The sequence below is a fragment of the Burkholderiales bacterium genome, assembly GCA_023511995.1.
GTDB lineage: Bacteria > Pseudomonadota > Gammaproteobacteria > Burkholderiales > Thiobacteraceae > Thiobacter.
Window position 1 is genome coordinate 79,786 of the sequence record JAIMAL010000001.1, and the last position, 21,245, is coordinate 101,030.

The following is a 21,245-nucleotide window of genomic DNA, read 5'->3' on the forward strand; positions in this document are numbered from 1 at the left end:
CAGGCATCATGGGGCGGGTGGTAAAATGAAGCAAGCGCATTCTTTTCATGAAATCATGAACGACCTGCATGATTGAGCTTCGCCACCTGAAGACCCTGCTCACCGTGGCGGAGACCGGCAGCATCAGCGCCGCCGCCAGCCGTCTCCATCTCACCCAGTCGGCGCTGTCGCACCAGATTGCGGCGCTGGAGGATGTCCTCGGCCTTGCCCTTTTCGAGCGCGGCCAGCGGCCCCTGCGGCTGACCGCTGCCGGGACCAGGTTGCTCGCGGTGGCGCGGCGGGTGGTGCCGGAGGTGGAAAACGTCCGTCAGGAGCTGCTGCGGCTGGCCAAGGGGGGTGTGCGCCGCGAGCTGCGCATCGCCGTGGAGTGCCATACCTGTTATGACTGGCTGATGCCGGCCATGGATGCCCATCGGGAGCGCCATCCGGAAGTGGAGCAGGACCTGGTCCCGGGCTTCCATGCCGATCCGCTGGGGCTGCTTGCCGCGCGCACGGCGGATCTGGTCATCGTCTCCGAGGCGCGGCCGCGGCGCGGGGTGGCCTACTTTCCCCTCTTCCGCTACGAAATGGTGGCGCTCCTTGCCCGCGGCCACAGGCTTTTGGAGCGGCCCTATCTGCGGCCGCGGGATTTCGCCGGCGAGACCCTCATCACCTATCCCGTTCCCGACCGCATGCTCGATGTGGTGCGGCGGGTGCTTCAGCCCGCCGGCGTCAATCCGCCGCGGCGCACGGCGGAGCTCACCGTGGCCATCCTCCAGCTCGTCGCTTCCAGAAGGGGGATCGCGGTGCTGCCCCGCTGGGCAGTGCAGGGCTATCTGGAACGGGGCTATGTGGTGGACAGACCGGTCGGGCCGCGGGGGTTGTGGGCGCGCCTCTATGCCGCGGTGCGCAGCGCGGAAAAGAGCCAGCACGCCGATTTCGCCGCCCTCCTCATCGACTGCGCCCGGCAGCACCTCAAGGGGGTGGGCGGGTAGGCGGGCGGCTTACGGACGCCGAAGCTTGATGACCTTGGCCGGGCCGCTGTGGGTGTTTTTGCGTGCCAGTTGTTCCAAGGCCAGGTGAAATTCCCGCGGCAGCCGCTTCATGGTTTCCCGGCCCTTGGTCTGGTAATACACCCGCTCATAGGGCACGGGCTCGTCCAGGGCTTGACGCAGATGGGGGGCAAAGCTTTGCCAGGCCAGTTCGATCTCCCGCCGGCCTTCGCGGTCCACGAAGATGATTTCCTCGTGGTCGATCACCGCCAGATACTGCATGCTGCGGATGGGGACGAAGACGCAGCCATGGGGGCTTCGCGCCAGCAGGATGCGGGTGAGGTTGTAAGTGGCGGCCGGCAGGCGGGAAGCCTCGCGGGCGATTTCGGCGTCGCGCCAGAAGGATTCTTCCACGGGCGCCTCCAGGGGTTGGCCAATCCTGACTAGTCGGCAAATTCCAGACGATCTTGCACCGCGGCCACGGCTTCCCACGCGCAGGCTTCATCCTTGTCGCCCCCGGGGGCGCCCGATACGCCCACCGCGCCCAAAAGCGCGCCTTGGGCGCGGATGGGCACCGCCCCTTCCAACATCAACAGTTCCCGCACGCTGTTGATTTCCTCGCGGATGTCCTGACGGGCGCGGCGGAACTCGGAGCCGGCAGCGCCCGACAGCGTCACCGCATTGGCCTTGCGCTGCGCCAGCTCCATGGTGAAACGGCTGGCCAGGTTGTCGCGCAGAACGACCTGCACGATACCGTCCCGGTCCACCACCACGGCGCTGACGTTGTAGCCCTGGCGGCGGCAGGATTCCACGGCCTTCTGCGCGATGTCCCGGGCAAGTTCCAGGGACATGCGGCGCAGGGGCAGCAGCTCGCCTGCGGTCGCGGCGGCGGCCAGGGTCAGGGCGGTGAGGAGGGCGGCAAGACGCAGCGCGGCGGGCATGTTTCCTCCGTTTTCCTTGCGGGGACAGGGCGCGTCTCCTATTGTGGGGAATACGTGGCGGGTTTTCCAGCGCCACGGACAAAACGTAAGGAGGAGACCATCATGACCCGCGTCCGTCTCGATACCCCTTTTGATCTGCGGCCTTTCACCGATTTGCTTTCCCTCTTCGCCCCGGCCACCGAGAGCGGCCAGCCCCTCGGGCACATCAACATCGATGTCCTGGAGACCAATGATGCCTTCGTCGTGGATGCGGAACTGCCCGGTGTGTTAAGGGACGCGATTCACGTGAAGGTGGACCGCAACCAGGTGGAGATCAGCGCCCAGGCCCGGCCGCGCCAGCTTGCGGAGGGTCAACGCTTCCTTGCCCGCGAACGCCACGAGGGGCTGTTTTACCGGAGTTTCAGGCTGCCTCAGGAGGTGGATCCGGAACGCGCCACGGGCCGCTTTGCCGACGGCGTCCTGGAGCTGGTCCTGCCGAAAAAGGCGGGGGCCCGCCGCGAGTTGCGTATCCAGTGAGGGGCGCTACGCCTTCTGCCGGTAGCCGAGGGCGGCGGAAATGGCCTGCGCCGTTTCTTTGACCTTCTGCGCCCAGTTGCGGTCGAAGCGTTCGGCGGGAGCGGAAATGGAAAGTCCCGCCACCAGCCGGCCGTCAGCATCGCGGATGCCGGCACCGATGCAGCACACCCCTTTTTCCGCCTCCTCGTCGTCGAAGGCCACGCCGCGACGCCGCACCCGCGCCAGCTCCTCCAAAAGCGCCTTTTCGTTGGTGAGGGTGTGGGGCGTGTAGGCGGGCAGTCCCGTGCGCCGCGCATAGGCCCGCGCTTCCTCATCCCCCGCCTCGGCGAGGAAAATTTTGCCCACCGCGGTGATGTGTAGCGGCGCGCGCGCCCCCACGATCTGCACCACGCGCATCATGGCACGGCCGCTGGCGGTGCGCTCCACGTACACCATCTCGTCCCCTTCGCGCAGGCTCAGGTTGACGGTTTCGTTGATTTCCTGATGCAGGCGCTGCATGAAGGGCAGTGCCTCGCGCCGGATGTCAAGCCGCGCCTTCACCAGGTTGCCCAGCTCCAGCAGCTTGAGTCCCAGCCGGTAAGTGCCGGGTTCCTGCTTGGCCACCAGCCCCTTTTCCACCATCACGTTGAGGATGCGATGGGCACTGGAGGGGTGCAGGCCGGTGAGGCTGGCGAGCTGCTTGAGATTCACCGGCTCCGTGTGGGCGGCCAGCACTTCGATCAGCTTCATCATGCGGTCGATGACCTGGATGGAGGATTTGCCGTCGTGGGTGTTCATGGCGGAACGGGGGTGATTTCAGATGGTGAAATGGTATTGCAAAATTTCCCCACGGCCAAGCCCGGCTTGATTAAACTTGCTCCATCGTGCAAACGGGCGCGGCCATGCGTGTGGGATTGTTCGTCACCTGTATCGCGAACCTGATGCGGCCTGCGGTGGGGTTCGCTGCTCTGCGTCTTCTTCAGGCGGCAGGCTGTGAGGTGGTCGTGCCCCCCGGCCAGACCTGCTGCGGCCAGCCCGCCTACAACTCGGGAGACTTCGAGACGGGCCGGAAGATTGCCTGCAAATGGGCGCAAGACTTCGCCGGCTGCGATTATGTGGTGGTGCCCTCCGGCTCCTGCGCGGGCATGATCCGCGTCCACTATCCGCGGCTTTTCGCGGAAAGCGACATGCAGGGCGAGGCGGTGAGGCAGCTTGCCGCGCGTACCTGGGAGCTTACCGCCTTCCTCGTCGAAGTCGCGGGACTGTCGCAGCCGCCGGGGTGGTACCAGGGAAAGATCACCTACCACGATTCCTGCTCCGGCCTGCGGGAACTTATGGTGAAGACGGCGCCGCGCACGCTGCTTGCCCGCATGCCGGGCCTGGTCCTCGAGGAGATGGACGGTTGCGAGACCTGCTGCGGCTTTGGCGGCACCTTCGCCGTGAAGTTCGGCGAGATTTCGAGCCACCTGGCGGACAACAAGTGTGCCGCCATCCATGCCACCGGGGCGCAGGCGGTGGTCGCCGGTGATCTTGGCTGTCTGCTCCACATCGAAGGCCGCCTGCGCCGTCTGGGCGATACCACCACACAGGTGCTGCACGTGGCCGAGGTGCTGGCCGGCAGGCAGGGGGAAGTGGCATGGAAGTGAAGGCCGTGGAATTCGTACGCAAGGCGCACGAAGCGCTCCACAATCCCCGCCTGCAGGAGGCCCTGCGCCGCACCGAAGCCAAGTTCGTGCAGGGCCGGCGCGAGGCCCTGCGTCACCTGGAGGACCCCGATGCGGTGCGCCGGCATGCGACGGCGATCCGCGACACCGTGCTGCGCCAGCTCGATGCCTGGCTGATCCATTTCGAGCGGCAGGCGCAAGCCCGCGGCGCCACCGTGCACTGGGCCGAGGATGGGCGGGAGGTGGCGCGCATCCTCACCGACATCGCCCGCCGCCATGGCGTGAGGAAGGCGGTGAAATCCAAATCCATGGTGAGCGAGGAGGTGGGGCTCAACGCGGCCCTTGAGGCCGCCGGCGTGCAGGTGGTGGAAACCGACCTCGGCGAATACATCCTGCAGCTAGCCGAGGAGCCGCCCTCCCACATCGTCGCGCCCGTGCTGCACAAGACGCGCGATGAGATCGCCGACCTCTTCGCCCGCCACCACGGGCGGCCGCGCAAGACGGACACTGCCGCGCTCACGCGCGAGGCGCGCGAGTTTCTGCGGCCCCATTTTCTGTCCGCGGACATGGGCATCTCCGGCGCGAATTTCCTCGTTGCCGAGACCGGCTCGGTGCTCATCGTCACCAACGAGGGCAACGGACGGCTTGCCACCACCCTGCCGCGGGTGCACGTGGCCATCACCGGCATCGAAAAGGTCGTGCCCACCCTGGAGGATGCGGCGACCCTGCTCCGTCTTCTGCCCCGCTCGGCCACCGGGCAGGACATCACGAACTACGTCTCCCTGCTCACCGGCACGAAACAGGCGGGGGATGCGGACGGGCCCGAGCATTTCCACATCATCCTCCTCGACAACGGCCGCAGCCGGCTGCTGGGCAGCGAACTGGAGCCTATCCTGCGCTGCATCCGCTGCGGCGCCTGCATGAACCATTGCCCGGTCTATCAGAGCGTGGGCGGGCACGCCTACGGCTGGGTCTATCCCGGTCCCATGGGCTCCATCCTCACGCCGCTGTTGGCGGGCCTCGAACGGGCCACGCCGCTGCCCAACGCCTCTACCCTTTGTGGGCGCTGCGCGGAGGTGTGTCCGGTGAACATTCCCCTTGCCGACCTGTTGCGGGAGCTGCGCCATGTGCAACAGGTGCGCGGACTGCGCCCCCGCCTGGAAACCCTGAGCCTGCGTCTTTGGCGGGCGCTGGTGCTGCGGCCCCGTCTTTATCACGCGGTGATGGGCATGGCCGCGTGGCTTCTTACCCGCCTTGCCGGTGCGCGGGGCCGGCTTTGCCGTCTGCCCGGCGCGGCGGGATGGTTCGCCCACCGCGATCTGCCGGCGCCCGCCGGCGAAACCTTCCTTGCCGCCTGGGCGCGCCGCCGGGGCAAACCATGAGCGCTCGCGAGCGGATTCTGGGGCGGCTTGCCGCCGCCCGCCGGGATGACACGCCGGTGGCGGCCCGGGTAGAAAATCCCGTGCGCGGCCCTGCCACGCCCCACTGCAGCGATCCCGCAAGCCGCTTCACCGAACGCGCCCGGCAACTGGCCAGCACGGTGGCGCGGGTGGCGGATTTCTCTGCCGTGCCGGCGGAGGTGGCGCGTTACCTCGACGCAGAGGGCCTGCCCCGGCGCCTTGCCGCCTGGCCGGAGTTCGCCAAGCTTGCCTGGCAGGCGGTGGGCATTGAGGCCGTCTTCCGCCCGGCTGGCGCGGATGATCCGGTGGGGCTGACCGGTGTCTTTGCCGCCATTTGCGAGACCGGCACCCTCATGGTGACGTCCGGTGAGGGCACGCCAGCCACCACCAGCCTCCTGCCGGAGACCCACATCGCGGTGGTGCCGGTGCAACGGCTCGTTCCCACCCTGGAGGATGCCTTCGCCCTGCTGCGGCGCGAAGCGGCCATCTGGCCGCGGGCGGTGAATCTCATCTCCGGACCGTCGCGCACCGCGGACATCGAACAGACGGTGACCCTGGGCGCGCACGGACCCTACCGGGTGCACATCATCCTGGTGGGACCCTGAGGGGAAGTCCCGGTGTCTGCGCCGCGATCAAAGTGAAGACCTGCCCCCGAGGTGCAGATCGAGGAGGTATTCCATGGCAGTGCTGCGCCCGTGGAGCGATGGCAAACGCGAAGCGGCCGCGTCGGCGACGTGTTCAATTCCGCCACGGAGCAGGCGGTGCGTCAGGTGGCGCTTCCCGGCGAGGAGGACGTGGCGCGGGCGCTGAGGCGGCCCGGCGCGCCGCTTCGAGCACGACGTGGAGGCGGGCATGGTGGGCATCAACGTGCCGATTCCGGTGCCCATGGCTTTCTTTTCCTTCGGCGGCTGGAAACAGTCCTTGTTCGGGGACCTGCACGTTCATGGCATGGAGGGCATATGGTTCTATACTCCAACGAAGACGGTCACCAGCCGCTGGCTGACCCCGACGCGGGAGCAGGCCGGCTTGAGCATGCCCACGCTCTGAGGGGGCTTGAAAATCTCCCGCTTGCGGTCTAGGCTTTATCACAGGACAAGACTCGTTTTCACGATGTAAAAAAATCGGCCGGTGCGTTGGCACGACCGTCTGAGTGGTCCCACGTCCCATCAACAACCGTCAGGAGGCAACATGAGCAAGACAAAAACCCCCACCCCGCAACAACCCAGCCGCCGCAAGTTCCTGGGCGCGGCCGCCGCCACCGCGGCCGGTGCCACGACCCTGGGCTTCCCCATGATCGCCAAGGCGGCCGGGCCCATCACCCTGCGCTTCCAGAGCACCTGGCCGGCCAAGGATATCTTCCATGAATACGCCTTGGATTTCGCCGCCAAGGTCAATGCCATGTCCGGCAACGAGCTCAAGATCGAGGTGCTGCCTGCCGGCGCGGTGGTCAAGGCCTTCGACCTGCTGGATGCAGTGAGCAAAGGCACCCTGGATGGCGGCCACGGCGTGGTGGCCTACTGGTACGGCAAGAACTCCGCGGTGGCCCTGTGGGGTTCCGGCCCGGCCTTCGGCATGGATCCCAACATGGTGCTCGCCTGGCACTACTATGGCGGCGGCAAGGAACTGCTGGACGAGATCTACAAGAGCATGAACATGGATGTGGTGTCCATGCTCTACGGCCCCATGCCGACGCAGCCTTTGGGCTGGTTCAAGAAACCCGTGACCAAGGTGCAGGACTTCCAGGGCCTGAAATACCGCACCGTGGGCCTGGCGGTGGACATCTTCAAGGAACTGGGCGCCGCGGTCACCCCCTTGCCCGGTGGTGAAATCGTGCCCGCCATGGACCGTGGCTTGATCGATGCCGCCGAATTCAACAACGCCTCTTCCGACCGCGTGCTGGGCTTTCCCGATGTGTCCAAGGTCTGCATGCTGCAGAGCTTCCATCAGGCCAGCGAGCAGTTCGAGATCCTGTTCAACAAGAAGAAATACGACGCACTCAATGCCGAGCACAAGTCCATCATCAAGCATGCGGTGGAGGCGGCTTCCGCCGACATGTCCTGGAAGGCCATCGACCGTTATTCCAAGGACTATTTCGAAATGTCAACCAAGCAGGGGGTGAAGTTCTACAAGACGCCCGATGCCATCCTCAAGGCGCAGCTTGCCGCCTGGGACAAGGTCGTCGCCGCCAAGAGCGCGGAAAACCCAATGTTCAAGAAGGTGCTGGAATCCCAGCGGGCCTTCGCGGCGCGGGCGGCGCGTTGGCAGAATGACACCTTGGTGGACTACAAGATGGCCTACAACCACTTCTTTGCCGCCAAGAAGTCCTGATCCCGATCACCCGCCGGCCGCAAGGCCGGCGGATTTTTGCAGGAAACCCCATGCAGAATTTCCTTCTCGCCGTGGACCGGCTGTCCACTTTCATCGGCCGCTTCTTTGCCTGGGCCATCGTGCTGCTGACGCTGATGGTGGTCTGGGAGGTCTTCTCCCGCTATCTGCTGCTCAATCCCCATGCCTGGGCGCTGGATGCCCAGATCATGCTCTACGGCATTCTGTTCATGATGGCGGGCGCCTATGCGCTGGCCCATCAGGCCCACGTGCGCGGCGACATTCTCTATGCCTCGTTTTCGCCCCGTGTTCAGGCCGCCATCGATCTCATCCTGTACGGGCTTTTCTATTTCCCCAGCGTGCTTGCCCTGACCTGGGCCGGCTGGAACTTTGCCAACGAATCCCTCGCCATCCGCGAGAACACCTTCAGTCCCGAGCCCTTGCCCCTTTATCCCTTCAAATTCGTGATTCCCGTTGCGGGCGCCCTGCTCATGCTGCAGGGTGTGGTGGAGGTCCTGCGCTGTGTCATCTGTCTGCGCGATAACCGCTGGCCGCCGCGCAGCAAGGACGTGGAGGAGATCGACGTGGAAGAACTCAAGGCCATGGTCAAGGATGCGCCGGAGGTCCGGGAATGAAGAAGCTCAAACCGGAGGTCGCCGTCGGCGCGACCCTGATGGCCCTGATCCTGATCGGGATCGCCGTTCTCACCCCCTGGTCATCCCTCAACAACGGCCATATCGGCATCATCATGCTGTGCCTGATCGTGGTCGCCATGATGATGGGCTTCCCCAGTGCCTTCACCCTCACCGGTCTGGGGGTGCTCTTCTCCTGGATCGCCTACCGTTCCGTGGACCCCAACATTGCCGTGCGCCAGACGCTGGACCTTGCCGTGCAGCGGGCCTATGGCGTGATGACGAGCGACGTGTTGATCTCCGTACCCCTTTTCCTCTTCATGGGCTATCTGGTGGAACGGGCAAACCTCATCAAGAAACTGTTCCACGCCGTCCACATCGCCACGGCGCGCATTCCTGGTTCCCTGGCGGTGGCCACCCTGGTCACCTGCGCCGTGTTTGCCACCGCCACCGGCATCGTCGGTGCGGTGGTGACCCTGATGGGGTTGCTGGCCATGCCGGCCATGCTGCGCGCGGGTTACGACACCAAGCTCACCTCGGGGGTGATCGCCGCCGGCGGCACGTTGGGCATTCTCATTCCGCCTTCCATCATGCTCATCGTCTATGGGGCGACGGCCGGGGTGTCGGTGGTGCAGCTCTATGCCGGCGCGTTTTTCCCGGGTCTCCTCCTGGCGGGAATCTACATCGTCTATGTGATGGTGCTGGCCAAGCTCAAACCGCAGCTTGCACCGCCCCTGGCCGAAGAGGCACGCCGGGTGCCGCTGCCGCCGCATCTTGCCGCTGTGGCGCAACGCCATGGCCGGCTGGCCCTGCCTGCTCTGCTGCGGGCTTGCGTGGCGGGGGATGCGGAAATCCCGCGCCGTGTCCTGTGCAAGGAGCTGGCGATTGCCAGCCTGCCGCTTGCGGCCTTCGTCCTCATCATGGGGCTCACCTGGAATGCACTCACCAAGCCTGATGAGGCTTACGACACCACCGGCCTCGTGGAAATGGGGGTGACGGCGGAAGCCCTCGACCAAAAGGCGGAAGGTGGTGCGCCGGGTATTGCCGAGCCACCGGCCGAGGAAGCCGCCCCGGCGATCGCCGAACCCCCCGCGGCAGAGGGCGCTACCGCGGCGGAAGCGACGCCTGCGCCGCAAAAGCCTGCCGAGGCCGCCCCCGCGGCTTCCCATGGGGCGAAGGAGACGTCGCGGCTTCCGACGCCGCCCGCCTTCTGGAAGGTGCTTGGGATCGGTGTGGCCGTGCTGGTGGTGGGTTATCTGCTCCTCAACTTCCCCCGCCTCGAGGTGTTCCGCATGTTGCTCACCTCGTTTTTCCCGCTGGCCCTGCTGATTCTGGGGGTGCTGGGTTCCATCATCTTCGGTCTGGCCACGCCCACCGAGGCGGCGGCCATCGGCGCCTTGGGCGGCTTCGTGCTTGCCGCCTTCTACCTGGCGTTGGAGCAACCAAAGGAAATCCGGCGCCGCTGGTGGCCGGCCTGGGCGGTGCTATGGGGGATTTTCCTCTTCTCCATCGTCTGGTTCATCCTCTACCGGGCGCAGGTAGTGAGCACGCCCCTTGATCGCACCGTGGGCACGATTTCCATGCTCGCCTTCCTGCTCTGGGCGGTGTTGGCGGTCCATCAGGTGAAGCTTCTGCCCGTGCTCACGGAATCGGTTTTCCTCACCGCGAAAACCTCGGCCATGGTCTGCTGGCTGTTCGTGGGGGCGAGCATCTATTCCGCGGCCTTCTCCCTCTTGGGTGGGCACCAGGTGGTGGAAAACTGGGTGCTTTCCCTGGACATGAGCCCCACCCAGTTCCTGATCCTCACCCAGTTCATCATTTTCCTCCTCGGCTGGCCGCTGGAATGGACGGAGATCATCGTCATCTTCATGCCGATCTTCGTGCCCCTGCTCTCCCACTACGGCATCGATCCGCTGTTCTTCGGCCTGCTGGTGGCGCTGAATCTGCAGACGGCTTTCCTGTCGCCCCCCATGGCCCCTTCCGCCTTCTACCTGAAAGGGGTGGCCCCGCCGCAGGTGACACTGACCCAGATTTTGCTCGGCTCCATGCCTTTCATGGCGCTGGTGATCGTCTCCATGGTGATGCTGTACATCTGGCCGCAGATCGGGCTTTGGCTGCCGGCCCAGTTCTACAAATAGGCCATGCACGGGACGGACACACTCGTCTCCTTAACCGCGACGCAGGTGGTTGCGGCGCTCACGGCGGGCGAACTTTCGGCGGCGGATTACGCCGAAGCGCTGGTTGCGGAGGTGGAAAAGCGCGAAGGGCGCATACACGCCTTCGCCTGGTGGGACCCCGCCCGCTGGCGGCAGGCCGCCCGGGACTCTGGCAGGAGCAGCCTTCTTGCCGGCATCCCGGTGGCGGTCAAGGACATCATCGATACTGCGGGCATGCCCACGGAATACGGCACTGTCGCCTGCCGGGGGCGTGTGCCCGAGTCCTCGGCCACCGTGGTGCGGCGCATCGAGGCGGCCGGAGGCTATGTGGCGGGCAAGACGGTGACTGCGGAACTCGCCTACAGCGAGCCGGGACCGACCCGCAATCCCTGGAACCTCGCCCATACCCCCGGCGGCTCCTCCAGCGGCTCGGCGGCGGCGGTGGCGGCGGGTTTTGTTCCCCTGGCCGTGGGCACCCAGACCAATGGTTCGGTGATCCGTCCCGCCGCCTTCTGTGGCGTGGTGGGATTCAAACCCTCCAGCGGCCTGATTCCCCGCACAGGCATTCTGCGTTTTTCCGCCACCCTGGATACGGTGGGCGTGTTTGCCCGCAGCGTGGAGGATGCGGCACGGCTGGCCTGCTGCCTGGCGGGGTTCGATGCCGGCGATGCCGCCGGGGTGGATGCCCCCCAGGTGCTTTGCCGGCTTAAAAGCCCACCGCCGGCGCGCGGTCAGCCGCCCCGTCTGGCGCTGGTGCGTTCACCCGCCTGGTGGCAGGCGGAAGTCCATCAGCGGGAACACCTTCTCGATGTGGCGAGCCGCTTCGCCGCGGCCGACGCCGTGGTGGAGGAGGTGGCGCTGCCGCCGGTGTTCGAGGAGGCGTGGACGTTGCATCGCACCATCATGTTCGGCGAAGGTGCGCGCGCCCTGCGGTCGTTCCAGGAACAGCACCGCGCGCAGTTGAGCGAGCGGCTCAACGCCCTCATCGACGAGGGCCTCAGCATTTCCGATGCCGAGATCGAGGCGGCGCTGGCCCGGCGGCTGCAACTCAACGGGGAGATGCGGGCCATCCTGGGGCGGTTTGATGCCATCCTCACACCCCCCGCCAGCGGCGAGGCGCCGGCGACCCTCGAACACACCGGTGACCCGGTTTTCTGCACCCTGTGGACGCTCACCGGACTGCCGGCGGTGACGTTACCCTCCGGTTTCGGTCCCAACGGCCTGCCGCTGGGGGTGCAGTTGGTGGGCGCCTATCTGCGGGATGACCGGCTGGTGGGCGTGGCGAAATGGTGTGAAGAGGTGATCGGACTGGCGCCCCTTCGGGCGCCGGATGCAGTGCATTGATTTTTTGAGGCACGGAGGAGAACACATGAACATCGCTTTCATCGGCATGGGCATCATGGGCAAGCCCATGGCCATCAATCTGAAAAAGGCCGGTCATACCGTCTATGTCCACGGCCGTCGTCCCGAATCCATGGAAGGGCCGGCCCAGGCCGGCTGCATTCCTTGTCCCTCCTCGGCCGATGCAGCCTCCCGCGCGGAGATCATCATCATCATGGTCTCCGACACGCCCGACGTGGAGGAGGTGCTGTTCGGTGAGAGGGGCGTCATCCACGGAGCGAAACCCGGCTCGGTGGTGGTGGACATGAGCACCATCTCCCCCACCGCCACCCGCCGCTTTGCCGCCATGCTGGGCCAAAGCCAGATCGACATGCTCGATGCGCCAGTCTCCGGCGGCGAGATCGGGGCCATCGAGGGTACCCTTTCCATCATGGTGGGGGGCAAGCCCGAGGTGTTTGAGCGGGTGAGGCCCGTCTTCGAGGCCATGGGCAAAAACATCGTCCACGTCGGGGATCATGGCGCCGGCCAGGTGGCCAAGGCCTGCAACCAGATCGTCGTGGCGGTGACCATCGAGGCGGTGGCGGAAGCGCTGCTTTTCGCACGCAAAAACGGTGTGGATCCGGCCAAGGTGCGCGAGGCCCTCATGGGTGGCTTCGCCGGCAGCCGTATTCTCGAGGTGCATGGCAAGCGCATGCTGGACAACGAATACAAACCCGGTTTCAAGACGCGACTGCACCAGAAGGACATGAATATCGTCATGCAGACGGCAAAGGAGCTGGGGCTTGCCCTGCCCGCCGCGGCGCTGGTGATGCAGCACTTGAATGCCCTGATGGGCATGGGCGGCGCGGAGCTGGATTCGGCGGCGGTGATGAAGGTGGTCGAGCGCACCTCCGGCATGGAGCGCTGAGTCGGCAATCCCAAACCCCATGGGTCAGGGCGGGGCAAAGTTTTTCCGCCGTGTCCTGCGTTGGGCAAGAGGCTTCTCATGAAACACAGGATCGTTTTCCTCGACCGCGCCAGCCTGATCGCGAACCTCCGTGCGCCCGCCTTTTCCCATGAGTGGATCGAATACGAGCGCACCCGCCCGGAGGAAGTGGTGGAGCGCATTTCCGGGGCGAGCATCGTCATCACCAACAAGGTGCGCCTCACGGCGGAGGTGCTGAGCCAGGCCCCTGCGGTGAAAATGATCGCGGTGGCCGCCACCGGCACCGACAACGTGGACCTTGCCTACTGCCGGGCGCATGGCATCGTCGTCTCCAACATCCGCGGCTATGCCGTGCATACGGTGCCGGAACACGTGTTCATGATGATGCTCGCCCTGCGCCGCAGCCTGCTGGGCTGGCGCGAGGATTTGCGCGCGGGCCGGTGGGAGACCGCGGACCAGTTCTGCCTCTTCACCCGTCCCATCCATGACCTCCATGGTTCCACCCTGGGCGTCATCGGCTATGGTTCCCTGGGCCGTGGCGTGGCGCGACTGGCGGAAGCCTTCGGCATGCGTGTGCTCATCGCTGAACACAAAGGCGCGCGGGAAGTGCGCGAGGGTTACACGGCCTTCGAAACGGTACTCAAGGAGGCGGACGTGATTACGCTGCACACGCCGCTCACGCCCGAGACGCGGCACCTCATCGGCTCCCGGGAGTTACTGATGATGAAGCCCAGCGCCATCCTCATCAACACGGCGCGCGGGGGACTGGTGGATGAAGCGGCGCTGGTGGATGCGTTGAAAAGCGGGGCGATCGCGGGGGCCGGCTTCGATGTGCTGTCGGTGGAGCCGCCGCGGCAGGGCAATCCCTTGCTCGAACTCGACCTGCCCAATTTCATCCTCACGCCGCATGTGGCCTGGTCCAGCCGGGAGGCGATGCAGACCCTCGCCGACCAGCTCATCGACAACATCGAGGCCTTCGTCGCGGGCACGCCACGCAACGTGGTGACGTGAACATCGTCATCGCACCCGATTCCTTCAAGGGCTCCCTCACCGCCCTCGAGGCGGCGCAGGCGATGGCCGCCGGTGTGCGTCGGGTGTTTCCCGAAGCGAACCTGCGCCTCGTGCCCCTGGCCGACGGTGGCGAAGGCACCCTTGACGCGCTTCTCTACAGCGTGGGGGGTGAGCGCCGCACCGCCAGCGTCAGCGGCGCCGATGGCCGGCCGGTCTCCGCGGCCTGGGGCGTGTTGTCAAGCGGTTCCCGCCTCGAGGCCGTCATCGAATCGGCGCAGGTGGTGGGCTTTGCCCAGGCCGGGCAAAGCCGGGTGGCGCACCGGTCGAGCCGCGGGGTCGGGGAGCTCTTGCGGCTGGTGCTTGAGGCAGGCTTTGCCCGCATCCTCGTCGGCCTGGGCGGCACCAGCACCAATGACGGTGGCGCCGGTTTCCTGGCGGCGCTGGGCGTGCGGCTCCTGGATTACGCCGGGCAGCCGGTGGACCCCACACCCGAGGGGCTTGGGCGCCTTGGCCGCGTGGATTTTTCCAACCTCGATGCGCGCCTGGCCGACGCACATCTCATCGCCCTTACCGATGTGGACAATCCATTGACCGGGCCGCAGGGTGCCACCGCGGTGTTCGGTCCGCAGAAGGGCGTGGAAGCCCACGAGGTGGCGGAATTCGATGCGCGGCTTGCCCACTTCGCCGCCCTTTGCGATGCCTGGGCGGGCCGTGCCGTCTCCCGCCTTCCCGGGGCGGGGGCGGCTGGCGGGCTGGGCTATGCCCTGCTCCTCATCGGCGCGCAGCGTATGCCCGGGGCGAGGCTGGTGTGCGAACGGGTGGGGTTGGCTGATGCGGTGAGAAAGGCCGACTGGGTGCTCACCGGGGAAGGGCGATCGGATGCGCAGACCCTGCACGGCAAGCTTCCCCTGGAGGTGGCGCGCATCGCCCGTCTCCATGGTGTGCCCGTGACCCTGGTCTCGGGCCGCATCGAGGCCGACGCACGTGATCTCCTCGCCCGCCAGTTCGATGGCTGTTTCGAGGCCGCGCCGGAACCCATGCCGCTTGCGACGGCGCTCAAGGAGGCGGCACAATTGCTGGCGCAGGCGGCGGAGGCGGCGGCGCAAAGGCGCAAGGCCCCGGGCCGCGTGAGCACGGAGGATGACAAAGGTGTCTGAGGACGAGATTCGCTACGGCCGGTGTTACAGCAACGGCGCCTATGGTGCCAAGTGGGCGGTGTATCAGGTCATCGCCGAAAACGCCGATGGGTCCATCACCTTCAAGGTCGTGGCCGGAGCCAACCGCCGCCGGACGGCCACTCTGCCCCGCGGGGACTTCGCCCGTTGGGCCCAGTATGAGGTGGTGCTGCGGGAAAACGAGTGGGTGCGGCTTGAGCAGTCATGAGGCGCTGCGCCGCGCCCGGCCCGTGACGGGGCAACCCCGCCCCGATTTTTGCCCGCCGGCAACAGGCGGGCAGGTCTGCTGACGCGGGTTTCCATGCTGGGCGGCTTCACCCTCCTGCTCCTTTTCCAGCTGGCCGGCGAAGTGCTGGCGAAGGCGTTGGCCCTGCCTGTCCCCGGGCCGGTGATCGGCATGGCACTCATGCTTGCCTTCCTGATCCTGCGCGGTGGCGTGCCTGCCGCCCTGGATGGTGCCGCCAACGGCCTGCTCGCGCATCTATCCATCCTCTTCGTGCCGGGCGGGGTGGGGGTGATGCTCTACCTGCCGCAACTGCGCGCCGAGTGGCTGCCCATCGCCGGCAGTCTGCTTCTCAGCACTCTCCTCACCCTCGTCACCACCGCCCTGCTGCTGCGCTTCCTCATGCGCCATTGGGGGAAAAAGCCATGAGCGGCCGGCTCGGCCATCTCTGGGTTTATCTTGCCGCCAGTCCCCTTTTGTGGCTCACCCTCACGTTGGCGGCCTACCAGGCGGCGCACGCGCTCGCCGCACGCCTTAACTTCCATCCCCTGGCCAACCCGGTGCTGTTGTCCATCATCGCCCTGGTGGCGGTGTTGCGCCTCAGCGGCACGCCCTATGCCGTGTATTTCGACGGCGCGCAGTTTGTGCACTTCCTCCTCGGTCCGGCCACCGTGGCGCTGGCCATTCCCCTCTATCAGCATTGGGATCGGCTGCGGCGCATGTGGCTGCCCCTGGGGCTGAGCCTCGTGGTGGGTTCGGCGACTGCTGCCCTGTCCGCCTTCGGCATCGCCCGCCTGCTGGGGGCAAGTCGGGACGTGGCGCTTTCCACTGCGCCCAAATCGGCCACCATGCCCATTGCCATGGGCATTGCGGAGAAAATCGGCGGCATTCCCAGCCTCACCGCGGTCTTCGTCGTGCTGACCGGCATCCTGGGTGCCATGCTGGGCAAGGGGCTCCTCGACCGTCTGGGCTGCCGCGACGATGCCATCAAGGGTTTTGCCATCGGGCTGACTTCCCATGGCATCGGCACCGCGCGCGCCTTCCAGATCTCCAATCTCGCCGGTGCCTTTTCCGGCCTGGCCATGGGGCTCAACGGCCTGATGACTGCGGTATTGGTACCCTTTCTTCGCGGCTGGATGACTGCATGAATCGTCCGCCCCGCATCGGTCTCGCCTTGGGCAGCGGCTCCGCGCGCGGTTGGGCCCATGTGGGCGCGCTGCGCGCGCTGGAGGAGGCGGGCATCCGGCCGGATGTGGTCTGCGGCACCTCTATCGGGGCGCTCGTCGCCGCCGCCTATGCCGCAGGGGAGATCGAGCGGTTCGAGCGTTGGATTGCCGGGCTGCGTGTTGCCGACGTGATCAGCTTCCTGGATGTGAAGCTGGCCGGCGGGTTGATCCAGGGCGAGCGTCTGATGGATTTCTTCCGCCGCAATTTCGTCGACCGGCCGGTGGAGGCGCTCGCCCTTCCCTTCGCTGCCGTTGCCACCGAGCTTGCCACCGGCAACGAGGTCTGGCTGCGCGAAGGTTCCACCATGGATGCGGTGCGGGCGTCCATCGCCCTCCCGGGTCTGTTCACGCCGGTGGTGCGGGACGGCCATCTGCTGGTGGATGGGGGACTCGTCAACCCCGTCCCGGTGTCGCTGGCGCGTGCCATGGGTGCGGACATCGTGATCGCCGTGGATTTGTCCGCCGACGTGCTCGGCCGCCATCTGCGCCCCAAGCGGCAGATCGCCCGCGAAGGGGAGGTGAGTGCCTGGCTGCGCAAGCTGCAGGAACGGCTGTCCGACTTCGTGCCGCGTAACGGCCCGGCGCTGCCTTCGCTGCTGGACGTGGTGGCCTCCAGCATCAACATCATGCAGGTGCGCATCGCCCGCAGCCGCATGGCGGGTGAGCCGCCGGATGCGGTGATCGCGCCGCGGCTTGCGCACCTGGGTCTCATGGAATTCCACCGGGGCAAGGAAGCCATGGAAGAAGGACGCCGCGCCACCCGGGCGGCGCTGCCCCAAATCCGTCAGGCTCTGGAAAGCTGGGGGTGATCAGGCGGCCTGGCGGCGGGCGAAGTCGCTGGCCAGCAATTCCTCGAGGAAAGCCTGGTAGTCGCGCGCGCCGCGACAGTTGGGGGCATGCTGGAAGACGTTCTTGCACAGGGCGGGGCTTTCCGCCACGCGCACGTCTTCGCAGATGGTGGTGCTGCACAGATCTTCGCCGAAGCGGGCGCGCGCGGCAGCAAGGATTTCCCGGGCCATGCGCCGGCGGCGGTCGAAACGGGTGATGAGGTAGCGCCGCGGCAGACGTCTCTTCAACACGTGTTCCAGGGCCTTCAAGGTCTTTTCCACCTGCTGGGCGCCGTTCAGGGCCAGGAAATCGGTGGAAATGGGCACCACCACCAGATCGCAGGCGAACAGCGCATTGAGGGAAAGCACGCCCAGCATCGGACTGCAGTCGATGATCACCGGCGCATTGGGGCTCACCAGGGCTTCCGCGCGCAGACTCGTGGCGAGCCGGGTGACGATGTTGTAGCTCTTGCCGAACACCGCATCCGCCTTGGCCAGATCCAGATGGGCGGGGATGAGCCGCATGCCACCAGCCACACGGACCAGCTCGGTGAGGGTGCGGCTGCGTTGAAAATAGGCGTAGAGACTCTGCTCGCCGGAGTCTATGCTGACACCCAAGGTGTGGCTCAGGTGGCACTGGGGGTCGAGGTCGATGAGGAGCGGACTTTGCCCGCGCGCCGCCATCGCCGCGGCGAGATTGAGGCTGGTGGTGGTCTTGCCCACCCCACCCTTCTGATTGAAGATGCTGATGACTGCCATGGTGCCCCCCTTGCCCCGCAGTCCGGCACGGAAAACAAAATATGCAACAAATCGAGCCCTTACGCAACGAATGTGAGGAATAGCTCCAACTATGGGCGCTAACTTTGCTCAGGTGTCTCTCCGCCGGCGGCTCCTCGCGTGGCTCGCGGGGCTTTTGCTATCGTCGGTCTGCGGGGCACAGGGGTGGGTGGACACGCACCTCCACCTGGATCAGGAACGGCGCCTGCGCCCGGAGTGGCTGGCGCGCATCAACCAGTTCCCGGACCGTTTCCTTTTGGGCAGCGACGCGTTCCTGCGCGTCCCCCGCGAGGGAAGACGGCGCGCCGGGGAACTGCTGGCCCCCACCCTGTCCATTGCCGAACAATTGCCGGAGGAGCTGGCGCGCCGCGTCGGCTACGAAAATGCCCAACGACTCTACCGCAGGCCCGCGTTCTGATTCACCGCCCGATGTCGCGGCCCTCCTTTCCGCGTGTCGGCCGCGCACCCTGCTGCTTTTGGGCATTGCGGAGGGTGTGAGGCCTCCCGCGGATTGTGTGGTCACCCACTGCCCCGCCGGGGAGGTCGGCGGTGCACTCGACGGGGCCGCCCGCTTCGACGTGGTTTTCGTCCGCGGGGTGCTGGAGGCGCTCAACAAGGTGGAGGGTCTGCGCCTGCTGTGCCGGCTGCGGGATTTCCACACTTCCCGCCTTTACGTGTGGGTCCGCCTCGATGCCTGGGAGGAAAACGATTTGTTCGGGCTCGGCATGGAGCGCCTCGCCGTCTGGCAGGAGGAAGGCCAAGCCCACGCCCTCTTCCGTTTCGACATCGCCACCTACAAGCCGGCCCCGGAATGGTTCAACGCCAAATACTGGGCGCATCCCGAATTGTGGGACAAATACCCCTGGCTACCCTCCTGAACGGCGGCCGGCGTCAATCCAGCGCGCCGGAATCAAGGCGCGGCACGATGGCGCGCGCCTCCTCGGCGAAACGGGCCGGGCTTTTGGCCTTGCCGAGGGCAAAGGCCGGCGGCTTGAGTTCGCCCGGATAGGGCAGCTCATCGCTGAATTCCTGCTGCGCTGCGTAGTCGGAAAGCGCCGCCATCCCCACCAGCGCCGCGGCAGACAGAAACGCCGTCACTCCCACCACCCGTGGCGTGAGCAGGGTGGCGAACCGCAGATGGCCATAAAGGGCAGCCGCCGCCACCACGATGGCCGCCACCTCGAAGACGAGATCGGCGGACATCTGGGCGGAAAAGGCAAAGGCGTAGTATTGCGCGGCGGTGTCGAGGAGAAAGAAGCCCACCACCGCCGCGCCGGCAATGGCCAGGTGGGGCACGAAATACGCATGGTGGGCAAAGCTGCGGCTCACCAGCGCCCACACCCCCGCCCACACCGGCAGGGCAACGGCGAGGGGCACTGCGGAGGCGAGGAGTTGCTGCGGACTCATCACCTCCGCGCTGCTTTGCACGTGTTCCAGCACCATGAGGCCCAGGGCGAGCATATAGGTCAGGGCCGCGCCCGCGCTGTGGGTGAGCCAGCGGGTGGCGGGGTTCAACCCCAGATTGTCCCGCCGCGCGGGCGGTACCTGGAAATCGGCGCGGCGCAGACGGATGAGGGTGTGCCCCAACCGCAGCAGGCTTTCCCCGGCCAACGGTTGGCGGGTGATGCGGGTCAATGCCGGCAGGAGAAAGGTGCCGTTGTCGCTGGCGAGATCGACGATGACCGGCTGGCCCGTTTCGTCCAGTTCGAGGCGGGCGTGGTCGGGGGAGACGAATTCATCATCGAGGATGATGTCGTTGTGGTAGGCGCGCCCGATGGAAACCGGGAAGTGGTCGAGGCGCAGCCGCTCGTGCACCCGGCCGGATTTGTCCAGTACCTCCGCCACCATCAGCGGTTCCATGGCCTGCTCCCCTCGCTGAAGCTTTCCAGATAATGGCGGGCGAAGCGCCGCGCATTGTCCTCGGTGACCCCACCCAGGATCAGGGTGGTGACCAGGCCCCGGGTGGGGGCGTTGAGGGTGGCCGCGCGCAGCACCGCATCATAGAGGCCGGGCACGGTCTTGTAGCGGCGCAGACATAGGGCGGCCTTGAAGGTGAGGCTGCCGTGGCGCACGAAGTCCGTATGGCAGGCGAAGCGGGAGACGTCTTCCCGCTCCGCGGGAATCTTCTCGTAGGGTTGATTGAATTGCGCCTGATACAGGGCATAGAAGCGGAAGCGGTTGATGTTGCGGCCGACGGAATAGTCGTGCTGATAGTGAATCATGCCCGTCTGCTGGGTGCGCGAGAGGTAGAGGTCATCCTCGGAGGAACATTGCTGGGTGACCTGCTCCACCACCTGGCCGGGCTCGCGCCGGGCATCCCCCCAACACCGCAGAAAGGAAGCGATGCGCCCGGGCACCTGGTATTCGCCGAGGCGCGTGGTGGCAAGGGGTGTGGCAAGCAGCGTTTCCACATAGCGGGCCTGGTTGGCGATGAGGTCGTGGCTTAGCAGCCGGCGCGCCGCCTCGGCGGTGAGGGGGGTGCGGTCCGGGGTGCGGGCCAGCAGCGCCGCCACATGGCGCGCCGGGACAAGGAAGCTCACCTGGTTGCCGGCGGTGGCCACATTCACGCCCACCACACGCCCGTCCCCGAGCAGCGCCGGCCCACCACTCATGCCGGGGTTGAGGGAGCCGGTGAAGTGGATTTTCTCGTAGAGGGAGTGCTGCAGCAGGCCGTTGTAGGTGCCTTCGACGATGGTGAATCCCAGATCGAGGGGCGTGCCGATGGAGTAGACCCGCTCCCCCACGGCCACCGGGCCGGTGGCAAGCAGCAGGTGGCCGCGGAAGGGCAGGTCTGTCGCCACCAGGGCGAGATCGTGCACCACGTCGAAGTTCACCAGATGCAGGGGCGCGAGCCGGCCATCGGCGGTCAACACCTCGCCCCGGTAGTGTGCCGGCTTGTGCACGAGATCCGCGATCACGTGATAGTTGGTGACGATGAGGCCGGAAGGCGAAGCAACGAAGCCGGAACCCACGCCCGCCTTGGCGCCGGAGGAGGCCTCCAAGATGCGCACCTGGACGATGCGATCCTGGTAACGGCTGAAGATTTTTTGCGTCTGCGCGGCGGCGCAAGGCGCCGCCAGCCCAAGCAGCAGGAGGGAAAAGCAGAAAAGTCGCAAGCGGTGCATCGCGCGATTGTACCCGGCGCGGCACGGCTCA

At 66.4% G+C, this 21,245-nt stretch carries 25 protein-coding genes; 19 read left to right on the forward strand and 6 right to left on the reverse strand.

Annotation, left to right across the window (positions count from 1 at the left end; all coding sequences use genetic code 11):
- Nucleotides 1-68 precede the first annotated feature (68 nt).
- Nucleotides 69-974, forward strand: a complete 906-nt coding sequence (locus tag K6T56_00365; GenBank protein ID MCL6554792.1) for a LysR family transcriptional regulator — start codon at nt 69-71, stop codon at nt 972-974.
- Nucleotides 975-983: 9 nt separating this feature from the next.
- Here K6T56_00365 and K6T56_00370 read toward each other — a convergent pair whose 3' ends face one another.
- A complete protein-coding gene (locus tag K6T56_00370; protein ID MCL6554793.1) occupies nt 984-1,385 on the reverse strand; it encodes a hypothetical protein in 402 nt (133 codons plus the stop codon).
- Between the two features lie 29 nt (nt 1,386-1,414).
- Entirely contained in the window at nt 1,415-1,912 is a 498-nt protein-coding gene (locus K6T56_00375) for a heme-binding protein (protein MCL6554794.1), read from the reverse strand.
- 102 nt (nt 1,913-2,014) lie between these two features.
- Here K6T56_00375 and K6T56_00380 point away from each other — a divergent pair, with 102 nt between their 5' ends.
- Nucleotides 2,015-2,428, forward strand: coding sequence for an Hsp20/alpha crystallin family protein (locus K6T56_00380; GenBank protein MCL6554795.1), 414 nt, complete (start codon nt 2,015-2,017; stop codon nt 2,426-2,428).
- A gap of 6 nt (nt 2,429-2,434) precedes the next feature.
- Here the strand turns inward: K6T56_00380 and K6T56_00385 are convergent, their stop codons facing one another.
- Nucleotides 2,435-3,205, reverse strand: a complete 771-nt coding sequence (locus K6T56_00385; protein MCL6554796.1) for an IclR family transcriptional regulator — start codon at nt 3,203-3,205, stop codon at nt 2,435-2,437.
- A gap of 104 nt (nt 3,206-3,309) precedes the next feature.
- On the opposite strand from K6T56_00385, the gene K6T56_00390 reads away from it, so the two are divergent.
- The 15 genes from K6T56_00390 (at nt 3,310) to rssA (ending at nt 17,294) form a co-directional block, all read left to right on the forward strand.
- Entirely contained in the window at nt 3,310-4,053 is a 744-nt protein-coding gene (locus K6T56_00390; GenBank protein ID MCL6554797.1) for a (Fe-S)-binding protein, read from the forward strand.
- On the forward strand, nt 4,044-5,453 hold the full coding sequence (locus K6T56_00395; protein ID MCL6554798.1) for an iron-sulfur cluster-binding protein: 1,410 nt from the start codon (nt 4,044-4,046) through the stop codon (nt 5,451-5,453). The genes K6T56_00390 and K6T56_00395 overlap by 10 nt, the downstream gene beginning before the upstream one ends.
- Nucleotides 5,372-6,076 carry a lactate utilization protein C gene (locus K6T56_00400; protein MCL6554799.1) on the forward strand — a complete coding sequence of 235 codons (705 nt, stop codon included), beginning with the start codon at nt 5,372-5,374 and terminating at the stop codon, nt 6,074-6,076. Before K6T56_00395 ends, K6T56_00400 begins: the two co-directional genes overlap by 82 nt.
- A gap of 247 nt (nt 6,077-6,323) precedes the next feature.
- The gene (locus K6T56_00405) at nt 6,324-6,518 is read left to right on the forward strand and encodes a methylmalonate-semialdehyde dehydrogenase (protein ID MCL6554800.1); all 195 of its coding nucleotides are present in this window, start codon (nt 6,324-6,326) and stop codon (nt 6,516-6,518) included.
- 141 nt (nt 6,519-6,659) lie between these two features.
- The gene (locus tag K6T56_00410; protein MCL6554801.1) at nt 6,660-7,799 is read left to right on the forward strand and encodes a TRAP transporter substrate-binding protein; all 1,140 of its coding nucleotides are present in this window, start codon (nt 6,660-6,662) and stop codon (nt 7,797-7,799) included.
- A 50-nt stretch (nt 7,800-7,849) separates the two neighbouring features.
- Nucleotides 7,850-8,431 carry a TRAP transporter small permease subunit gene (locus tag K6T56_00415; protein ID MCL6554802.1) on the forward strand — a complete coding sequence of 194 codons (582 nt, stop codon included), beginning with the start codon at nt 7,850-7,852 and terminating at the stop codon, nt 8,429-8,431.
- Nucleotides 8,432-9,123: 692 nt separating this feature from the next.
- Nucleotides 9,124-10,566 (forward strand): TRAP transporter large permease subunit, encoded by a 1,443-nt coding sequence (locus tag K6T56_00420; protein MCL6554803.1) that lies wholly within the window; start codon nt 9,124-9,126, stop codon nt 10,564-10,566.
- Nucleotides 10,567-10,569: 3 nt separating this feature from the next.
- Nucleotides 10,570-11,928, forward strand: a complete 1,359-nt coding sequence (locus K6T56_00425; protein ID MCL6554804.1) for an amidase — start codon at nt 10,570-10,572, stop codon at nt 11,926-11,928.
- Between the two features lie 25 nt (nt 11,929-11,953).
- Nucleotides 11,954-12,832, forward strand: a complete 879-nt coding sequence (locus K6T56_00430) for a 2-hydroxy-3-oxopropionate reductase (GenBank protein MCL6554805.1) — start codon at nt 11,954-11,956, stop codon at nt 12,830-12,832.
- Between the two features lie 78 nt (nt 12,833-12,910).
- On the forward strand, nt 12,911-13,861 hold the full coding sequence (locus K6T56_00435; protein ID MCL6554806.1) for a D-2-hydroxyacid dehydrogenase: 951 nt from the start codon (nt 12,911-12,913) through the stop codon (nt 13,859-13,861).
- 2 nt (nt 13,862-13,863) lie between these two features.
- Nucleotides 13,864-15,018 carry a glycerate kinase gene (locus tag K6T56_00440; GenBank protein ID MCL6554807.1) on the forward strand — a complete coding sequence of 385 codons (1,155 nt, stop codon included), beginning with the start codon at nt 13,864-13,866 and terminating at the stop codon, nt 15,016-15,018.
- Nucleotides 15,011-15,244, forward strand: coding sequence for a hypothetical protein (locus K6T56_00445; GenBank protein ID MCL6554808.1), 234 nt, complete (start codon nt 15,011-15,013; stop codon nt 15,242-15,244). The genes K6T56_00440 and K6T56_00445 overlap by 8 nt, the downstream gene beginning before the upstream one ends.
- 93 nt (nt 15,245-15,337) lie before the next feature.
- A complete protein-coding gene (locus tag K6T56_00450) occupies nt 15,338-15,688 on the forward strand; it encodes a CidA/LrgA family protein (protein ID MCL6554809.1) in 351 nt (116 codons plus the stop codon).
- The gene (locus K6T56_00455) at nt 15,685-16,407 is read left to right on the forward strand and encodes an LrgB family protein (protein ID MCL6554810.1); all 723 of its coding nucleotides are present in this window, start codon (nt 15,685-15,687) and stop codon (nt 16,405-16,407) included. Before K6T56_00450 ends, K6T56_00455 begins: the two co-directional genes overlap by 4 nt.
- On the forward strand, nt 16,404-17,294 hold the full coding sequence (gene rssA, locus K6T56_00460) for a patatin-like phospholipase RssA (GenBank protein ID MCL6554811.1): 891 nt from the start codon (nt 16,404-16,406) through the stop codon (nt 17,292-17,294). Before K6T56_00455 ends, rssA begins: the two co-directional genes overlap by 4 nt.
- Here rssA and K6T56_00465 read toward each other — a convergent pair whose 3' ends face one another.
- Nucleotides 17,295-18,071, reverse strand: a complete 777-nt coding sequence (locus K6T56_00465) for a ParA family protein (protein ID MCL6554812.1) — start codon at nt 18,069-18,071, stop codon at nt 17,295-17,297. It lies immediately after the preceding gene.
- Nucleotides 18,072-18,258: 187 nt separating this feature from the next.
- Here K6T56_00465 and K6T56_00470 point away from each other — a divergent pair, with 187 nt between their 5' ends.
- Nucleotides 18,259-18,507 carry an amidohydrolase gene (locus K6T56_00470; protein MCL6554813.1) on the forward strand — a complete coding sequence of 83 codons (249 nt, stop codon included), beginning with the start codon at nt 18,259-18,261 and terminating at the stop codon, nt 18,505-18,507.
- Complete coding sequence (locus K6T56_00475; protein MCL6554814.1) at nt 18,473-18,967, forward strand: DUF6231 family protein; 495 nt, start codon at nt 18,473-18,475, stop codon at nt 18,965-18,967. Before K6T56_00470 ends, K6T56_00475 begins: the two co-directional genes overlap by 35 nt.
- Nucleotides 18,968-18,980: 13 nt before the next feature.
- Here the strand turns inward: K6T56_00475 and K6T56_00480 are convergent, their stop codons facing one another.
- Both K6T56_00480 and K6T56_00485 read right to left on the reverse strand, forming a co-directional pair.
- Nucleotides 18,981-19,949, reverse strand: a complete 969-nt coding sequence (locus K6T56_00480) for an FHA domain-containing protein (GenBank protein MCL6554815.1) — start codon at nt 19,947-19,949, stop codon at nt 18,981-18,983.
- Nucleotides 19,937-21,214 carry a serine protease gene (locus tag K6T56_00485; GenBank protein MCL6554816.1) on the reverse strand — a complete coding sequence of 426 codons (1,278 nt, stop codon included), beginning with the start codon at nt 21,212-21,214 and terminating at the stop codon, nt 19,937-19,939. The genes K6T56_00480 and K6T56_00485 overlap by 13 nt, the downstream gene beginning before the upstream one ends.
- Nucleotides 21,215-21,245 lie beyond the last annotated feature (31 nt).

Bases quoted from the DNA above. Each gene is read 5' to 3' on its own strand.
- K6T56_00365 (MCL6554792.1), top strand. From the start codon at position 69: ATGATTGAGCTTCGCCACCTGAAGACCCTGCTCACCGTGGCGGAGACC.
- K6T56_00375 (MCL6554794.1), bottom strand. From the start codon at position 1,912: ATGCCCGCCGCGCTGCGTCTTGCCGCCCTCCTCACCGCCCTGACCCTG.
- K6T56_00380 (MCL6554795.1), top strand. From the start codon at position 2,015: ATGACCCGCGTCCGTCTCGATACCCCTTTTGATCTGCGGCCTTTCACC.
- K6T56_00385 (MCL6554796.1), bottom strand. From the start codon at position 3,205: ATGAACACCCACGACGGCAAATCCTCCATCCAGGTCATCGACCGCATG.
- K6T56_00390 (MCL6554797.1), top strand. From the start codon at position 3,310: ATGCGTGTGGGATTGTTCGTCACCTGTATCGCGAACCTGATGCGGCCT.
- K6T56_00395 (MCL6554798.1), top strand. From the start codon at position 4,044: ATGGAAGTGAAGGCCGTGGAATTCGTACGCAAGGCGCACGAAGCGCTC.
- K6T56_00400 (MCL6554799.1), top strand. From the start codon at position 5,372: ATGGTTCGCCCACCGCGATCTGCCGGCGCCCGCCGGCGAAACCTTCCT.
- K6T56_00405 (MCL6554800.1), top strand. From the start codon at position 6,324: ATGGTGGGCATCAACGTGCCGATTCCGGTGCCCATGGCTTTCTTTTCC.
- K6T56_00410 (MCL6554801.1), top strand. From the start codon at position 6,660: ATGAGCAAGACAAAAACCCCCACCCCGCAACAACCCAGCCGCCGCAAG.
- K6T56_00415 (MCL6554802.1), top strand. From the start codon at position 7,850: ATGCAGAATTTCCTTCTCGCCGTGGACCGGCTGTCCACTTTCATCGGC.
- K6T56_00420 (MCL6554803.1), top strand. From the start codon at position 9,124: ATGGTGCTGGCCAAGCTCAAACCGCAGCTTGCACCGCCCCTGGCCGAA.
- K6T56_00425 (MCL6554804.1), top strand. From the start codon at position 10,570: ATGCACGGGACGGACACACTCGTCTCCTTAACCGCGACGCAGGTGGTT.
- K6T56_00430 (MCL6554805.1), top strand. From the start codon at position 11,954: ATGAACATCGCTTTCATCGGCATGGGCATCATGGGCAAGCCCATGGCC.
- K6T56_00435 (MCL6554806.1), top strand. From the start codon at position 12,911: ATGAAACACAGGATCGTTTTCCTCGACCGCGCCAGCCTGATCGCGAAC.
- K6T56_00450 (MCL6554809.1), top strand. From the start codon at position 15,338: ATGCTGGGCGGCTTCACCCTCCTGCTCCTTTTCCAGCTGGCCGGCGAA.
- K6T56_00455 (MCL6554810.1), top strand. From the start codon at position 15,685: ATGAGCGGCCGGCTCGGCCATCTCTGGGTTTATCTTGCCGCCAGTCCC.
- rssA (MCL6554811.1), top strand. From the start codon at position 16,404: ATGAATCGTCCGCCCCGCATCGGTCTCGCCTTGGGCAGCGGCTCCGCG.
- K6T56_00465 (MCL6554812.1), bottom strand. From the start codon at position 18,071: ATGGCAGTCATCAGCATCTTCAATCAGAAGGGTGGGGTGGGCAAGACC.
- K6T56_00475 (MCL6554814.1), top strand. From the start codon at position 18,473: ATGCCCAACGACTCTACCGCAGGCCCGCGTTCTGATTCACCGCCCGAT.
- K6T56_00480 (MCL6554815.1), bottom strand. From the start codon at position 19,949: ATGGAACCGCTGATGGTGGCGGAGGTACTGGACAAATCCGGCCGGGTG.
- K6T56_00485 (MCL6554816.1), bottom strand. From the start codon at position 21,214: ATGCACCGCTTGCGACTTTTCTGCTTTTCCCTCCTGCTGCTTGGGCTG.